Genomic DNA, 15,732 nt, shown 5'->3' on the forward strand with positions numbered 1-15,732 from the left:
CCTCGGCGCCGTTCCCCGTCGCTCAGCTCCCGCCGGGCGCGATCGCCCCGCGGAACGACTCCGTGTGGCTGCGGACCTGATCCGGCGACAGGTACGCGTCGGTGTACTCGAAGTCCTTCAGCGTCCCCGCCTTCGAGGCCAGGAACCCGGTCCGCACGTAGTCGTCCCCGGCCAGGGCGTTGAGCACCCAGTTCGTCATCACCCGGGTCTTGGCCACGTTGGTCCGCAGCGCGCCCCAGTGATAGGCGCGGGCCACGGCCTGCGCCGGCATCCCGTGCAGCTCGACGCCGAGCGGCTTCGACACCCCGTCCAACCCGCCGAGGTCCACCACGAGCCCCAGGTCCTTGTGCCGGTACGGGTGGAGCGGCTCGCCGCGCAGGGTCGAGACCAGGTTGTCGGCGACCGCCTTGCCCTGCCGCATCGCGTGCTGGGCCGTCGGCGGGCAGATCGCCCCCTCCTCGCCCTTGGCGAGGTCGGGCACCGCCGCCGCGTCCCCGAGCGCCCACACCCCGTCGAGCCCCGGCACCGCCATCTCGGGCGAGACCACGGCCCGGCCCTTCAGGGTCTCCGTGCCGAGCGTGCCGATCAGCGGGCTGGCCGCCACCCCGGCCGTCCAGATCAGCGTCCGGCTCGGCAGCACGCGCCCGTCCGTGAGCGTCACCGTCTTCTCGTCCACCGAGGCCACCGACACGCCGAGCGACACCTCGATGCCGCGCCGGGTCAGGATGTCCGTCGCGGCCTTCCCCAGCTTCTCGCCCAGCTCGGGCATGAGCCTCGGCGCGATGTCCACCAGGTGCCACTTGATGAGGTCGGGATCGAGCCGCGGGTACCGCTTGACCGCGTTGTGGGTGAGCAGTTGGAGGCAGGCCGCCGTCTCCGTACCGGCGTAGCCCCCGCCGACGACCACGAACTGCAGCCGCGCGGCCCGCTCCGCCTCGTCGTTGCTGGCGTCCGCCAGGTCCAGTTGCGCGATGACGTGGTCGCGGACGTACACGGCCTCCGCGAGCGTCTTCATCCCGCGCGCGTACTCGGTGAGCCCCGGGATGTCGAAGGTCCGGGTCACGCTGCCGGGCGCGAGCACGAGGTGGTCGTACGGCTCGTTCACGTACTCCCCGGAGATCGTCCGCACCACGCAGACCTTCGCGGCCGTGTCGATGCCGACCACCCCGCCGGGGACGATCCGGGTCCGGTGCCGTTCGCTGCGCCGCAGCGACAGGGCGACCGACTGCGGGGTCAGCACCCCCGCCGCCACCTGGGGGAGCAGCGGCAGATAGAGCTGGTAGGAGAACGGCGAAAGGAGCGTGATGACCGCCTCCCGCTCCGCCAGCCGCCGTTCGAGCCGCCGTACGCAGGCCACTCCGGCGAAGCCGGCGCCCACCACGAGAATCCTCGGTCGCGTCACGCTGTCCGCCCTTCCGTATGAGCGTGCATGGAGCCACTGGTTGTGGCTGAGTATGACCATGTGACAATTTTTCGCTGACTATCCGTGGTTTACCCTTTTTATCGTCATTGCTGCAGGATCGCTCTTCGGCATGGTCCGCTTCGGTCCCGTGCGGCTCGGCGCCGCCGGCGTCCTCTTCGCCGGACTGCTGCTCGGCGCGCTCGACCCGGACATCGGTCCGGCGGTTCCCGCGGGCCTCTCCGTCCTCGGCCCCGCCCTGTACGTGTACACGGTCGGCCTGGAGGCGGGTCCCGCCTTCTTCCGCGAACTCCGCCGCAACTGGCCGTGATGACCGGAGCCGTCGTCGCCCTCGTCCTCACCGCCCTCGCCGTCGGCTTCCTCGGCAGCACCGTCTTCGGCATCGACGGTCCCTGTCTCGCGGGCGGCTACGCGGGCATCGGCACCACCACCCCGGGTCTCGCCGCCGCCCAGACCTCCTCTCCCGATCCGGCCCAGCCCGCCACCGGTTACGCCATCGGCTACCCCCTCGCGGTCGTTCTCACCATCCTTTTCGTGACCGGTGTCGCCGCCGTGCGGAACCGGCCCTCCCGCCGCACCCCCGGCAGCGGCCTCCCCGCGGAGCTGATCACCCGTACCGCCGACGTCACCCGGCCGGTCCGCCGGGCCGACGTCCCCGGCGCCGCCGGCGTCGAGGCCCTCAGCACCCCGGCCCCCGCCCACCTCCACGACCGGCGCGACGCCGTCGACTACAGGCGCGTCCTGCTCACCACCCCCGACCTCGCCGGGCGCACCGTCGCCGAACTGGGCCTGGGCGACCCCCCGGGCGTCCTGCCGCTGCCCTCCGGGCGCCTGGTGCGCGGCCGGGGCCTGCGCCGCCCGCTGCCCGAGGGCCCCGCCCCGACGTACGCCGTCCACCTCCTCGGCCGGACTCCTCCCGAGGTGCCCTGGGAGTCCGTCGGGCTGCGCCGGCCGGACTTCCGGCTCCCCGCCGACCGGGACACGGCCCGTACCGTCCTCGCCGAGGCCTGGGAACGTGCCGCCGGGGAGCGCGTCGAGGTCGCCTGCGGCGGCGGCCGGGGCCGCACCGGCACGGTCCTGGCCGGCCTCGCCGTCCTCGACGGGGTCCCGGCCGGGGAGACGGTCGCGTACGTGCGCCGCCACTACGACCGGCACGCCGTGGAGACCCCCTGGCAGCGCCGCTACGTGCGCCGGTTCACGGGGTGAGGAGTGTGAGGAGGGGGCCGGTCCGGTTCACGCCGTGACGCCCTCCAGGAAGGACAGCGCCCGCTCGGCGCACAGCGCCGCCGCGTCCGGCGCGTAGGACGGCGTGCCGCGCTCCGCGAACAGGTGCGCGCTGCCCGGATACAGGAAGAGCTCCCGGTCCGCCGCGCCCGCCACCAGCTCGCACGCCGCCGCCAGGTCCCCCTCACCGGCGAAGTACGGGTCGTTCTCCATCCCGTGCACCTGCACGGGCACGCCCTCCGGCCAGACCGTGCCGAACACGTCCGCCGGCACGCAGGCGCTGATCAGCAGGGCGCCGCGCGCCCCGGGGCGGGTCTGCGCCAGCTTCTGCGCGGGCAGCACGCCGAGTGAGAGCCCGGCGTACACGAGGTCCTCCGGCAGCCCCTCGGCCACCCGGCCGCCGCGCTCCACGAGCGTGTCGAAGCCGATCTCCTGCGCGTGTCCGGCCCCGGCCCCGAGATCGTCGAACACGCGCCCCTCGTACAGGTCGGGCACGTGCACCGTGTGCCCGGCGCGCCGCAGTCCGTCGGCGAACGCCCGCACGCCCTCCGTCAGCCCGAGCGCATGGTGGAAGAGCAGAACCTCGGCCATGTCGTCATCTCCCGGTCACCGGGCCCGCCCCCTCGCGGCGCGAGCCGTCCCGGAAGGCAGCATGGCGCACGGCACCGACAACGCCCCGGCCCGGTGCGGAGGATCGTTACCGCTGCGGCCGGTGCGCGACGACGGCGCCGGCGGCCTGGCCCACGATGCCCAGGGCACCCGTGACGCCCATCGCACCGCCCGGACCGCCCTGGCCCATCGGACCCCCCTGGCCCATCGGGCCACCCTGCCCCATCGGACCGCCCTGGCCCATGGGGGCCCCGGCGTGCGGCGCGCCCGCGTGGGCGACGCCGCCCTGCGGCGCGGGAGCGCCCTGCGGCGGAACCTGGATGACCCGGCTCAGGTCCCGCAGGACCTCCTCCGCGGTCTGGCGGACGTCACCGGGAACATCCCCCCGTTCCCGTATGAGCTCGGCGTAGATCGGTGCCGTGCCGTCCGCGTGGTTCATGGGGCTCGCTTCCTTCGTCTGCGCCGGCGTCCGTCACCGACAGGGCGACGGCGAGTCTACGGGGCACCACCGACACGACCGGGCCCGGGAGCCCGGTCGTCACCCCGACGGACCCCTCCCGGTCCGATAATCACTGTTCTTCCCGTCCCCTCCGTCCGAGAATGGATCATCGAACACCACGGGAGGGGACCCCATGAGCCAGGACACCCTGACTCTGCACGACCTGATGCCGTCCGACGAACTCGCCGCCGCCCTCGCCGACGGGCACGTGACGCGGAAGCCGCACCCCGAGCTGCCGCTCTCGATCTACACGTACACGCGCGCGTGCCAGTACGCCCAGCACTGGAACCGGGCCACCCTCCGCTGCCGCGGCCTCGTCGCCGACGACACCACCGGACGGATCGTCGGACTGCCCCTCCCCAAGTTCTTCAACCTCGCCGAGCACGCCACCGGCAGCCCCTACGCGCCGCCGCTGCCCGACGAGCCCTTCGAGGTGTACGACAAGGTCGACGGCAGCCTCGCCGTGGTCTTCCACTACGCCGGCCGCTGGCACGCCGCCTCCAAGGGCTCTTTCACCAGCTCCCAGGCCGTCTGGGCACAGCGCCGCCTCGACGCCGCCGACACCACGGGCCTGACGCCCGGCACCACCTACCTCGCCGAGATGCTCTACCCGGCCAACCGGATCGTCGTGAACTACGGCGAGCGCCGCGACCTCGTCCTGCTCGCCGCCTTCGGCCCGGACGGCACCGAGGTGCCCCTCGCCGAGGCCGCCGCCTCCTGGGCGCCCCTCGGCAGCGTCGTCCGCACCTGGTCCGTCGCCACCCTCGACGAACTCGTCGCCCTCACCGAGTCCAACACCCTGCCGGGCGGGCACCCGGCCACCGGCACCGACGCCGAGGGCTTCGTGCTCCGCTTCGCCTCCGGCCTGCGCGCCAAGGCCAAGCTCAGCGAGTACGTCCGCCTCCACAAGGTGCTGACCGGCGTCACCGAGCGGGACATCTGGCGCGGCCACGGCGTCCAGCGCTTCGCCGGCCTGCCCGCCGGCCGGGTCGCCAAGGGCCTCGGCTGCTCCGTCGCCGACGTCGAGGCCTCCGGCGGCAAGCCCCTCGACGCCCTCCTGGAGCAGGTCCCCGACGAGTTCGACCAGTGGGTGCGCGGGGTGGTCGCCGGCCTGGAGACGGCCGCCGCCGACCGCGAGCGGGCCGTCGACGAGGCGTACGCCCGCCTGGCCCACCTCGCCGGCGATCGGGCCGCCTTCGCCCGCGCCGCCGCCGCACTGCCCGACAAGGGCCTGCGCGCCGCCCTCTTCCAGCGCCTCGACGGGCGCCCGACCGACCTCCTCGTCTGGCGGCAGATCCGCCCCGAGGCCACCGACCCCTTCGCCCACGACCAGGAGAACTGACCGTGCCCGTCGTCCACGTCATGACCGGACTTCCCGCCTCGGGGAAGACGACGGCCGCCCGCGCCCTCCAGGCCGACGCCGAGGGGCGCGTGCGCCGCGTCAACCTCGACGACCTGCGCACCATGCTCGACCTGCCCGACCCGGAGCGCGGCCGCTCGCACACCCACGAGCAGACCGTCCTCGCCGTCCAGGACGCCGCCGTCCGCGCGGCCGTCGACGGCGGCTTCGACGTCGTCGTCGACAACACCCACCTCACCCCGCACATCCCCAAGCGGCTCAAGGCCGCCGTCGCGGGCCTGGACGCCACCTTCGCCGTCCACGACTTCACCGGCGTCCCCGTCGACGAGTGCGTCCGCCGCGACGCCGCCCGCGAGCGGCCCGTCGGCGAGGAGATCATCCGGATCCTCGCCGACAAGCACGCCAAGGCGACCCGGGGCGGCTGGCGCCTGACCGCCGACTGGCTGAACGACCGGCCCGCCACCGAGCCCTACGTCGCGGACCCGGCGCTCCCCACCGCCGTCATGTGCGACATCGACGGCACCCTCGCCCTGCGCGTCGACCGCGGCCCGTACGACTTCACCCGCTGCGACCGCGACGCCCTCAACATCTCCGTCCGCGACGCCCTGCGGGCCTTCCGGAACGCCGAGCGCGACCGGATCGTCCTCCTGTCCGGCCGCAGCGAGGACCACCGGGCCCTCACCGAGGAGTGGCTCGCCCGGCACGAGGTGCCCTACGACGAACTGTGGATGCGGGCCTCCGGCGACGGCCGGGGCGACGACCTCGTCAAGGCGGAGCTCTTCGACGCCCACGTCCGCCACCGCTACGCCGTCCGCGTCTCCCTCGACGACCGCGACCGCGTCGTGGCCCTCTGGCGCCGCATGGGCCTCCCCACCTGGCAGGTCAACTACGGCGCCTTCTGACCGGCGGCCCGGGGGCGGCACCGACCGCCCCCGGCGCCGTGTCAGGATCGTGGGATGGTGGAAAAGATCATCGCGGCGTGCGACGGCGCGTCGAAGGGAAACCCCGGCCCCGCGGCCTGGGCGTGGGTCATCGGCCGGGCCGACGGTTCGGTCGACCGCTGGGAGGCGGGCCCGCTCGGCCGGGCGACCAACAACGTGGCCGAACTCACGGCCCTGGAAAGGCTCCTGGAGGTCCTCGACCCCGACGTGCCCGTCGAGGTCCGCATGGACTCGCAGTACGCCATGAAGGCGGTCACGACCTGGCTGCCCGGCTGGCGCCGCAAGGGCTGGAAGACCGCCTCCGGCAGCCCCGTCGCCAACAAGGACCTGGTGGTCCGCATCGACGCGCTGCTCACCGGCCGCGACGTCGACTTCGTCTACACCCCCGCGCACCAGGTCGACGGCGACCCCCTCAACGACGCCGCCGACCGCGCGGCCAGCCACAGCGCCCGCACCCAGGAGGCCGCGGGCTCCGACTCCGGATCCCCGCTGCCCCCGCCGGAGGCGCCCGCACGGGCCTCCGCGCCCCGCTCGCGCTCCTCCGCGCCCTCCGGCTCCCGGACCGCGTCCGGCAGCGCCTCCTCCGCCCGCCGGACACGCCCGTCCGGCGGCACGCTCAAGGCGAGATTCGCGGGCCGCTGCCGCTGCGGCAAGGCCTACGACAAGGGCGAGACCATCAGCAAGAACCCCGACGGCTGGGGCCATCCCACCTGCGTCTGAACGGCCGGGCCGTCCGATTGGCGGGCGGCCCCGTCCGTTGCTTGAGACCGCCGCGTCCGGGGCGCGCGCGAGGCTTCACCCACCCGTGTACGCGGGTTCGTCCGGGGTTCTGTTCTCCGAGCGGCCGGGGCTGCATACTGTCCTCCTCGCACCGGTGACGAACCGCTCTCACCTGCTCATTCGTCGTTCTCACGACATGGTCGGCACCGGCGAGAACCTCCCTCCCGCTGCCGCCGCGGACCCTCCGCGACGGGAGCCTCCCCTGCCCGTGAAAGACCCGAGGTTCCGTGCCAGTACCTGTTCTCCTGACCGGGCGCTCCGTGCGCCTGGAGCCGCTGGCGATGCGGCACGCCGAAGCCCTCGCCCGGGCCGGCGGGGCGGACCGATCGGCCTACGCCTTCACCCCCGTGCCCGACGGCCTCGAATCGGCCCTCGACTACATCGCCCGCGCCCTCGCGGACCAGGCGGCGGGCCGTTGCCTGCCCTTCGCCGTGGTCAGTACGGCCGACGAACGGGTCGTCGGTTCGACCCGTTTCCTCGAACTCGACTACTGGCGGGGCCCGCTGGTCTGGCCGCCGGTCCCCGGCATGCCCCACGGCGATCCCCTGACCGCCGTCCCGGACGCCGCCGAGATCGGCAACACGTGGATCGCGGGCGCCGCCCGGGGCACCGGCATCAACACCGAGGCCAAGTACCTCATGTTCCGGCACGCCTTCGAGGTCTGGGGGGTCCGGCGCATCACCCTGCGCGCCGACGCCCGCAACACCCGCTCCAGGATCGCGATCGAACGCCTCGGCGCGACCTGCGAGGGCGTCCGCCGCGCCCACTCCCGCGGCCTCGACGGAGCCGTCCGCGACACGGCCTTCTACTCGGTCCTCGACGACGAGTGGCCCGCCGTCCGCGACATCGTCGAACTCCGCCTGTCCACCCCGCGCCAGGTCCGCGTCCCCCAGGACCTGCTCCCGGCCTGAGGCCCGCGACCGCCGCCCCGGCTCCCCGGGGCGGCGGTCGCCCGCGCCCCGCCGGTACGGTGGCCGGAACAGCCAGCCGTACCGCCCGAAGGGACCGAGTGACCGTGCCGACCGGAACCGCCGACGTACTCCTCCGGACGGAGGGCCGTGCCGGGTTCGTCACCCTGAACCGGCCCCGCGCCCTCAACGCCCTCACCCACGCCATGGTCCTCGCCGTCGACGAGGCCCTCACCGCCTGGGAGCACGACCCGGCCGTGGAGACGGTCGTGATCGACGGGGCGGGCGAACGCGGCCTGTGCGCGGGCGGCGACATCCGCGCCATCCACGACGACGCCCGCGCCGGCGGAACCGCCTCCGCGGCCTTCTGGCGGGACGAGTACCGGCTCAACGCCCGGATCGCCCGCTACCCCAAGCCCTACGTGGCCCTCATGGACGGCATCGTCATGGGCGGCGGCGTCGGCGTCTCCGCCCACGGCTCCCACCGCGTCGTCACCGAACGCTCCAGGGTGGCCATGCCGGAGACCGGCATCGGCTTCGTCCCCGACGTCGGCGGCACGTACCTCCTCGGACGCGCCCCCGGCGAACTCGGCACCCACCTCGCCCTCACCGGCACCCCCGTCGGAGCCGCCGACGCGATCCTCACCGGCCTCGCCGACCGGTACGTCCCCGCCGCCGGACTCCCCGCCCTGGCCGACGACCTGACCCGCCTGCCGGCCGGGGAGGCCCTCGCCCGCCACGCCGCCACGCCCCCGCCCGGCGTCCTGGCCGGACAGCGGGAGTGGATCGACGCCTGCTACGCCGTCCCGACCGTCGAGGAGATCGTCGAGCGCCTCTTCGACACCGGCCTCCCCGCCGCCAAGGAGACGGCCGCCACCCTCCTCACGAGGTCCCCGAGCGCCCTCAAGGCGACCCTGGCCGTCCTCCGCCGCTCCCGCGCCCTCGCCACCCTGGAAGAGGTCCTGGACCTGGAGTACCGCGCCTCCTGCGCCGCCCTGACCACCCCCGACCTCGTCGAGGGCATCCGCGCCCAGGTCGTCGACAAGGACCGCGACCCGCACTGGACCCCCGCCGCCCTCGAAGCGGTCACGGACGCGGACGTCGCCCGCTACCTCGCGCCGCCGCCCGGCGGAGACCTGGGCCTCGCCGGCGGCGAGGGGGAGACCGGCCGGGACCCCGGGGCCCGCGCGTGACCACGGCCACCTCCTTCCGGCCGGTGCTCGACCGCATCGCCGAGGAGATCGCGGAGCTCGCCGACCGGGGCGCCCCCGCCGACTACATCCCCGCCCTCGCCGCCGGGGACCCGGCCGACTTCGGCATGGCCGTCGCCGAACTCGACGGCACCGTCTACGGGGTGGGGGAGTGGCGGCGCCCCTTCTCCACCCAGTCCGTCACCAAGGTCTTCACCCTCGCGCTCGCCCTCGCCGGGGAGGGCGACACCCTCTGGACCCACGTCGGCCGGGAACCCTCCGGCGACCCGTTCAACTCCCTCGTCCAGCTGGAGTACGAGAACGGCATCCCGCGCAACCCGTTCATCAACGCCGGCGCCCTCGTCGTCACCGACCGCCTGCACCGCCTCACCGGCGACGCCTCCGGAAGCCTGCTCGCCTTCCTGCGTGCCGAGAGCGGCAACCCGGACCTCGCCTTCGACCCGGACGTGGCCGCCTCCGAGGCGGCCCACGGCGACCGCAACGCCGCCCTCGCCCACTTCATGGCCTCCTACGGCAACATCACGGGCCCCGTCCCCGACCTGCTGCGCGAGTACTTCCGGCAGTGCTCCCTCGAAGCCTCCTGCGCCGACCTGGCGCTCGCCACCGGCTTCCTCGCCCGGCACGGCCTGCGCGCCGACGGCACCCGGCTGCTCACCCGCAGCCAGGCCAAGCAGGTCAACGCCGTCATGCTCACCTGCGGCACCTACGACGCGGCCGGCGACTTCGCCTACCGCGTCGGCCTCCCGGGCAAGAGCGGCGTCGGCGGGGCCGTCGTCGCCGTCGTCCCGGGCCGCTGCACCCTGTGCGTCTGGAGCCCCGGCCTGGACAGCCGGGGCAACTCGGTGGCGGGCGTCGCCGCCCTCGACCGGTTCACCACCATCACCGGCCTGTCCGTCTTCTGACGCCGGACCCGACGGTACGCCGGGACCTCAGCGCCGACGCGCCCGCGGCGCCTCGACGGGCCTCCCGCAGCCGCCGAGGGCCGCCGGCTCGCCCAGCGCCCCGGCCGCCGTCCGCCAGGCCTCGGTGACGGCCCCGTGCGCGAGCGCCGTCGCCTCGGCCACGTCGGCGGGCAGTGTCAGCGGCGCCCCGATGTGGACGTGGAGACCGGGCCTGCGGACGGGAGCCGTGAGCACCCCGGCGAGCTGCTTCGCCCGTCCGCCGGAGGTGATCCGCCGGGCCCCCGCCTGGCCGATCGGCACGACCTGCGCCCCGGTGGCCAGGGCGAGCCGGGCGAGCCCGGTCCGGAACGCCTCGGGCGGGTTCTCGGCGGAGTCCCGGCGCGGCGGGATGCGCCCCTCCGCGTACAGCATCACGTGCCGCCCCGACGCGAGCGCGACCGCCGCCCGGTCGAGGGCCGCCGCCGCGTGGGCCGTGCCCCGGTGCACGGGCACGTGCCCCTCGCGGGTCAGGGCCCGGCCGAGGACCGGGACCCGCCAGAGCCCCGAGGTGGCCATCAGGACGGGCTCGACCGCGAGCCGCCGGCGGAGCGCGGCGAGCACGAGCGCCGGGTCCGCGAGCGAGGTGTGGTTCACGACCAGGATGCTGCCGGGCGCGAGGCGCGCCCCCGGGTCGGCGGTGACGGTCAGTCGCCCGAAGAACGGGACGACGCGGGCGGCGATGCGGCTGAGCACGGGCGGGCCCCCTGGAGCCGAGGCGGATGAGCTGGCCCCGTCATCGTCGCGGGACCGGCACGGCCCGGCATGAGCGGACGTACTCAGCGGACGTACTCAACCGTCGTGCTCGGGACGGGAGCCGGTGACCGGGCGCGTCCCCCGCCGGTCTACGCTGGGCCCGGACGGCCCGGCACGACGGGCCGTCACGGACGGGGGAGGTGCCGGGCGGTGGAACGTTCCGCACGGCGCCTCGCGGCCCTCGTCCCCGCGCTGCTCTGCGCGCTCTGGTCCCTGGTCCTGACCCCGCCCCCCGCGTCGGCCGCGGACACGACCGCGACCCCGGCGGTCCGCCCGGCGGCGATCTCCTCGATTCCGGCCCCGGCCGCTGCCCCGGCGCCCTGCACGGCGACGATCTCCCCGGCTCCAGCCACGGCCGCGCCCCTGGCGCCCTGTACGGCGGTGACCTCCAAGGCCCCGGCCGCGGTCCCGGCGGCCCGCGCGGACCCGGTCTCGCCGGACCCGGCCCGTACGCCCCCGCTCCCCGCCCAGGCCTCCGGGGACCCGGCCGTCACCCCGGCGGTCCACGCGGTTTCCGCGCCCCCGGCCCCGGTCCGTACCGCCCCCGCCTCCGTACCGGCGCCCGCTCCCGCCCACCGGCTCGCGCCGCCCGAGCCCCACCTCGCGCCCGCCGCCGTCGCGGGGCTCCCGGCGGCCGTCGAGCACTCCGTACGGTTCCCGGCGGCGCCCGCCGCCCCCGCGGCCGCGCCCGTCGACCTCTCCCCGCCCCCGCGCGGCCTCCTGACCGGCGACCCCCGTCGCGAGCGGGCGCCGCCCGGCGGTCCGTACGTACCTAGGGACCCCAGGGGCCCTCCCTCCACCCGGCACCGCTGACGTTCCCCCGCGTCGCCGTCCGGGCCCTCGGCATGCCCCGGGCCGGTCGCCGACGCGCGTCCGACCGTACGCCCGGCACGGGAACGGCCCGCGCCCCCCAGGGGCCGCGCCCGCCGACCCGTGCACCGCCCGTGGAGACACCCATGTCCTCTCGTGCCACGCCGTGGCGCGCGCTCCTCGCGCTCGCCGTCGTCGCGCTCTCCCTCTGGATCGCCCTGACCACCCCGCCCCGCCTCGGACTCGACCTGCGCGGCGGCACCCGCATCGTCCTGCAGACCGAGGACGGCCCCACCGCCCGCGCCGACGCCGCGGCCACCGACCGCGCCCTGGAGGTGCTCCGCAAGCGCGTCGACGGCCTCGGCGTCGCCGAACCCTCCCTCGCCCGCTCCGGCGAGCGCCGCATCGTCGTCGAACTCCCCGGCCTGCGCGACCCGCGCCAGGCCGCCGAGACCATCGGCCGCACCGCCCAGCTCACCTTCCACGCCGTCACAGGCGAGGCGAAGGGGCCGGCCGGACCGGCCGCCGCCGACGGCACCCGCGTCCTCGCCGACCCCGACGCGCCCGGCCGCTTCCTCGCCCTGGCCGCCCCCGCCCTCACCGGCGACGGCGTCGAGAACGCCGAGGCCGTCCTCGACACCACGAGCGTCCGGGGCTGGACCGTCGACCTCTCCTTCCGCGACCGGGCCGCGGGCGACTGGGCGCGGATCACCGGCGACGCCGCCTGCGCGTCCCCCGGCGACCCGGCCCGCCGGGTCGCCGTCGTCCTCGACGACCGGATCGTCTCCGCGCCCGGCATGCAGACGGGCGTCCCCTGCGGGGCGGGCATCGGCGGCGGTTCCGCGCAGATCACCGGCGGCTTCTCCGGCCAGGAGGCCCGCGACCTCGCCGCGCTCGTGCAGGGCGGCGCGCTGCCCGTCCCCGTGACGACGGTCGAACAGAGCACCGTGGGCCCGACGCTCGGCGCGGAGGCGATCCGGGCCAGCGCCCTGGCGGCGGTGATCGGCCTCGCCTGCACCGGGCTCTTCGTCATCGCCGTCTACCGGCTCCTCGGCCTCCTCGCCACCGTCGCCCTCCTGCTGTACGGCCTGATCTCGTACGCCGCCGTGGTCGCCCTGGGCGCCACCCTCACCCTGCCCGGCCTCGCCGGCTTCGTCCTGGCCGTCGGCATCGCCGTCGACGCCAACGTCCTGGTCTTCGAACGGGCCAGGGAGGAGTACGCGGCCCTGGGCAGGACCGCCGGACGCGACCTGCGGCGGCCGGTGACGACGGCGTTCGGCAAGGTGTGGAGCGCGGTCGCCGACTCCCACGTCACCACCCTGCTCGCCGCCGGCCTGCTGTTCGTCTTCGCCACCGGACCGGTCAAGGGCTTCGGCGTGACGCTCGCCGTCGGCGTCGTGACCTCGCTCCTCACCGCCATGGTGGTCACCCGGCTCCTCGCCGACCTGGCGCTCCGGCTGCCCGCCGTGCGCAGGCGGCCGGCGGTGACCGGCATCGCCGGACCCGGCCGGCTGCGGACCCGGCTCACCCGCCGCGTCCCGCGCCTGACGGCCCACCGCCGCCGCTGGCTGACCGGCTGCGCCGGACTGCTCCTCGTGGCCCTCGCCGGAATCGGCGTCCGGGGCGTGGAGTTCGGCGTCGAGTTCACCGGCGGCCGGGTCGTCCAGTACGCGGCCGACCGCCCGGTGGACGCCGACGCGGCCCGCGCGGCCGTCGCGGCCGCCGGCTTCCCCGACGCCGTCGTGCAGACCACCGGCGACGGCGACGTGTCGGTCCGGGTGAAGGAGACCGGAGACGGCGAACAGCGGGAGATCGAGGAGGCGCTCACCGGGGCCGCCGGACCGGTGACGGTCGAGCGCGACGACCTGATCGGCCCGAGCCTGGGCAGCGAGCTGCGCACCCACGCCCTGCTCGCGCTCGGCCTGGCGGTGGCGGCCCAGCTCCTCTACCTGACGGTGCGGTTCCGCTGGACGTACGCGACGGCCGCCGTCGCCGCCATGACCCAGGACGTCCTCCTGGTGATCGGCCTGTTCGCCTGGCTGGGCAAGCCGGCGGACAGCGTGTTCCTGGCCGCGCTGCTGACCGTCGTCGGCTACTCGGTCAACGACTCCGTCGTGGTCCTCGACCGGCTGCGGGAACTGCGGCGGCGCGGTGGCGGCACACCGCTGAGCGACCTGGCCGACCGGGCGGTGGCCCAGACCCTTCCGCGCACGGTCAACACGGGCATGGGCGCGCTCTTCGTCCTGGTGGCGCTGGCCGTCCTGGGCGGGGACTCGCTCACGGACTTCTCGGTCGCGCTGCTCGCCGGCGTCGTCCTGGGCATGGCGTCCACGGTCTTCACCGCGATCCCGCTGGCCGTGACCCTGGAAGCCCGTCACCCGGCCCCGGCCCCGACGGCTCCCGCGCCGCGCCGCCGTACGGGCGCCGTCGTCTGATCTCCGTCCCCGTCACCCCGCCCGTACGGCGGGGTGACGGGGACGTCGGGGCGTCGGGCACGGGGGGGGAATAATCCGGGCATGACGACGAACACGCCGGGCACCGACATCGTGGAAGCCGCGTGGCAGGAGCTGCTCGCCTCCGACCGGGTGAGCGCCGATCTGGTCGCGGCGGCGTACGCCGAACCTCGGCTGCGGCAGCTCTTCCCCTGGATCGGCATGTGGGAACTGCACTTCAGCCGCTGCACCGAGCAGCGCTGGACGTGGGACGTGCCGTACGTCGGTCCGACGGCGGCCGGCCCCGGCCACACCGGGCCGTACTACGTCGAGGGGCCTTCGCGGACGCGGAGGATCGGCGAGGCCGGCACGGCGCGGGAGGCGGTCGCCATGGTGGTCGAACGCCTCCCGCCCGGCTGCGGCCCGGCGTTCGTCGGCACGCCCGGGGAACTCGCCGCGCACGAAGGCGCGAAGGAGGCCTGACCGGTCGTCAGTCCGTCGTGCCGCCCGGGCGTTCGCGGCGACGGGCCGGGCCGCGCGCCGCCCTTCCGGCGCCCCGTGCCGCCCGGACGCCCCGGTCGCGGGGCCGTCAGCCCGGCAGCTCCGCCTCGATCAGGTCGGCCGCGTGCCGCGTGCCGCCCTCGCGGGCCATCGACCGCTGGATCTCGCGCGCCCGGCGGGCCACCTCGGGGTCGTCGACGAGCGCGAGGACGGACTCCCGCAGCCGCTCGGGGGTCACCTCCTCCAGCGGCAGGTGCCGTGCCACGCCCAGGGACCGGAGCATGTCGGCGTTGCCGAACTGGTCGGTGGCCAGGGGCACGGCCACCATGGGGGTGGCGGTGGCCAGGCCCTCCTGGCTGCCGCCCGCGCCCGCGTGGGTGACGAAGGCGTCGGCCTGCCGCAGGATCGCCAACTGGGGCACCCAGGAGCGCACCTCCACGTTGTCCGGCAGGGCGCCGAGCTCGGCAGGGTCGACGAACTTCCCGATCTGCAGGACGACGTGCCAGCCCGGCAGGTCGCCGAACGCCTCGACGCAGGCCCGGTAGAAGCCGGGCTGCTTGGTGAAGGCGGAGCCCAGGGAGACCAGGAGCACCTTCTCCGCGCCGGCCGGCCGCTCCCACGCGCCCTGGTCGGCGCGCTCGCCCTGGCAGGCTCCGACGAAGGTGTAGACGGACTCGTCGACCCGGTCGGCCTGCGGCTGGAGGGCGCGCGGGATGAGGACGACCGCCCGGCGCGGCCGCGCGACGAACCGGTCGGGGTGGGTGTCGATCCCGTGTCCGGCGAGCCACTCCTCGAACCGGGCGTAGTACGCCTGGCCGCGCGGCGAGGCCTTGAGCTCGGCGTACATCGGCTCGGCGACCTCCTCCTCGTACCCCTCCCACGGCACGAGGTTCGGCCAGAGGGAGACGGCGGGGACGCCCCACGTGTGGGCGAGGACGGGGGCCGGGTACGAGGTGATGTCGTGCAGCACCAGGTCCGGTCGGTCCCCGTCGAAGGCCTCGGCGAGCTGGGGGAGCGCCTGCACGGCGTCGGCCAGGAACGGCTCGATGTTGTCGATCAGTTCGGTGCCCCAGGCGTCCGGGTCCTCGTCGGTCGGCAGCGTCGAGGTGTAGACGACGGGGGTGGCCCCGGTCTCCGCGACCTTCGCGGCGAAGGAGGCGGGAACGGCGTAGCTGACCCGGTGGCCCCGGGCGACGAGCTCGCGGACGACCTCCAGGCTGGGGTTCACGTGGCCGTGGGCGGCGATGGAGAACATGGCGATGTGTGCGGGGGAAGCGGTGGTCATGACGGCCACCTTAGGTGAGACGATACGTCTCGTCTAGTCTTTTCCGCGGAAACCTCCG

16 protein-coding genes and 1 pseudogene are annotated in these 15,732 nt (G+C 75.5%); 11 read left to right on the forward strand and 6 right to left on the reverse strand.

What is annotated here, in order from left to right; translation table 11 throughout:
- Positions 1 to 22: 22 nt before the first annotated feature.
- Positions 23 to 1,402 (reverse strand): NAD(P)/FAD-dependent oxidoreductase, encoded by a 1,380-nt coding sequence (locus ACIP5O_RS17955; protein ID WP_401294316.1) that lies wholly within the window; start codon positions 1,400 to 1,402, stop codon positions 23 to 25.
- A gap of 130 nt (positions 1,403 to 1,532) precedes the next feature.
- Here ACIP5O_RS17955 and ACIP5O_RS17960 point away from each other — a divergent pair, with 130 nt between their 5' ends.
- The 3 genes and pseudogenes from ACIP5O_RS17960 (at position 1,533) to ACIP5O_RS17970 (ending at position 2,626) form a co-directional block, all read left to right on the forward strand.
- Complete coding sequence (locus ACIP5O_RS17960; protein ID WP_401294318.1) at positions 1,533 to 1,730, forward strand: hypothetical protein; 198 nt, start codon at positions 1,533 to 1,535, stop codon at positions 1,728 to 1,730.
- Positions 1,730 to 1,900 (forward strand): annotated as a pseudogene (locus tag ACIP5O_RS17965) (transporter); the annotation flags it as partial. The gene ACIP5O_RS17960 and the pseudogene ACIP5O_RS17965, both read left to right, overlap by 1 nt.
- Before the next feature lie 303 nt (positions 1,901 to 2,203).
- Positions 2,204 to 2,626, forward strand: a complete 423-nt coding sequence (locus tag ACIP5O_RS17970; RefSeq protein WP_401294706.1) for a protein phosphatase — start codon at positions 2,204 to 2,206, stop codon at positions 2,624 to 2,626.
- Positions 2,627 to 2,653: 27 nt separating this feature from the next.
- On the opposite strand, the gene ACIP5O_RS17975 is transcribed toward ACIP5O_RS17970, so the two are convergent.
- Entirely contained in the window at positions 2,654 to 3,235 is a 582-nt protein-coding gene (locus ACIP5O_RS17975; protein WP_401294320.1) for a dienelactone hydrolase family protein, read from the reverse strand.
- Positions 3,236 to 3,341: 106 nt separating this feature from the next.
- Positions 3,342 to 3,692 carry a hypothetical protein gene (locus ACIP5O_RS17980; RefSeq protein WP_401294322.1) on the reverse strand — a complete coding sequence of 117 codons (351 nt, stop codon included), beginning with the start codon at positions 3,690 to 3,692 and terminating at the stop codon, positions 3,342 to 3,344.
- Between the two features lie 193 nt (positions 3,693 to 3,885).
- Here ACIP5O_RS17980 and ACIP5O_RS17985 point away from each other — a divergent pair, with 193 nt between their 5' ends.
- From ACIP5O_RS17985 to ACIP5O_RS18010, 6 genes are all read left to right on the forward strand, one after another.
- Positions 3,886 to 5,094 carry an RNA ligase gene (locus ACIP5O_RS17985; protein ID WP_401294324.1) on the forward strand — a complete coding sequence of 403 codons (1,209 nt, stop codon included), beginning with the start codon at positions 3,886 to 3,888 and terminating at the stop codon, positions 5,092 to 5,094.
- A 2-nt stretch (positions 5,095 to 5,096) separates the two neighbouring features.
- Entirely contained in the window at positions 5,097 to 6,014 is a 918-nt protein-coding gene (locus ACIP5O_RS17990) for an AAA family ATPase (protein ID WP_401294326.1), read from the forward strand.
- A 54-nt stretch (positions 6,015 to 6,068) separates the two neighbouring features.
- Positions 6,069 to 6,773 carry a ribonuclease H gene (locus ACIP5O_RS17995; RefSeq protein ID WP_125667553.1) on the forward strand — a complete coding sequence of 235 codons (705 nt, stop codon included), beginning with the start codon at positions 6,069 to 6,071 and terminating at the stop codon, positions 6,771 to 6,773.
- Between the two features lie 287 nt (positions 6,774 to 7,060).
- A complete protein-coding gene (locus ACIP5O_RS18000; RefSeq protein ID WP_365545529.1) occupies positions 7,061 to 7,744 on the forward strand; it encodes a GNAT family protein in 684 nt (227 codons plus the stop codon).
- Positions 7,745 to 7,842: 98 nt separating this feature from the next.
- Positions 7,843 to 8,934: an enoyl-CoA hydratase/isomerase family protein gene (locus ACIP5O_RS18005; protein ID WP_401294329.1), complete on the forward strand. Its 1,092-nt coding sequence runs from the start codon at positions 7,843 to 7,845 to the stop codon at positions 8,932 to 8,934.
- Positions 8,931 to 9,854, forward strand: coding sequence for a glutaminase (locus ACIP5O_RS18010; RefSeq protein WP_401294331.1), 924 nt, complete (start codon positions 8,931 to 8,933; stop codon positions 9,852 to 9,854). The genes ACIP5O_RS18005 and ACIP5O_RS18010 overlap by 4 nt, the downstream gene beginning before the upstream one ends.
- A gap of 27 nt (positions 9,855 to 9,881) precedes the next feature.
- Here the strand turns inward: ACIP5O_RS18010 and ACIP5O_RS18015 are convergent, their stop codons facing one another.
- Positions 9,882 to 10,586 (reverse strand): lysophospholipid acyltransferase family protein, encoded by a 705-nt coding sequence (locus ACIP5O_RS18015; RefSeq protein ID WP_401294333.1) that lies wholly within the window; start codon positions 10,584 to 10,586, stop codon positions 9,882 to 9,884.
- Positions 10,587 to 10,771: 185 nt separating this feature from the next.
- Positions 10,772 to 11,140 carry a hypothetical protein gene (locus ACIP5O_RS18020; RefSeq protein ID WP_401294335.1) on the reverse strand — a complete coding sequence of 123 codons (369 nt, stop codon included), beginning with the start codon at positions 11,138 to 11,140 and terminating at the stop codon, positions 10,772 to 10,774.
- Positions 11,141 to 11,602: 462 nt separating this feature from the next.
- Here ACIP5O_RS18020 and secD point away from each other — a divergent pair, with 462 nt between their 5' ends.
- Entirely contained in the window at positions 11,603 to 13,891 is a 2,289-nt protein-coding gene (gene secD, locus ACIP5O_RS18025; RefSeq protein ID WP_401294337.1) for a protein translocase subunit SecD, read from the forward strand.
- Positions 13,892 to 13,972: 81 nt separating this feature from the next.
- Positions 13,973 to 14,371 carry a DUF6193 family natural product biosynthesis protein gene (locus tag ACIP5O_RS18030; protein WP_401294339.1) on the forward strand — a complete coding sequence of 133 codons (399 nt, stop codon included), beginning with the start codon at positions 13,973 to 13,975 and terminating at the stop codon, positions 14,369 to 14,371.
- Positions 14,372 to 14,477: 106 nt separating this feature from the next.
- Here the strand turns inward: ACIP5O_RS18030 and mgt are convergent, their stop codons facing one another.
- A complete protein-coding gene (mgt, locus tag ACIP5O_RS18035) occupies positions 14,478 to 15,674 on the reverse strand; it encodes a macrolide-inactivating glycosyltransferase (protein ID WP_401294341.1) in 1,197 nt (398 codons plus the stop codon).
- Positions 15,675 to 15,732 lie beyond the last annotated feature (58 nt).

It is taken from the genome of Streptomyces sp. NPDC088915 (genome assembly GCF_044749825.1).
Classification (GTDB): Bacteria; Actinomycetota; Actinomycetes; order Streptomycetales; family Streptomycetaceae; genus Streptomyces.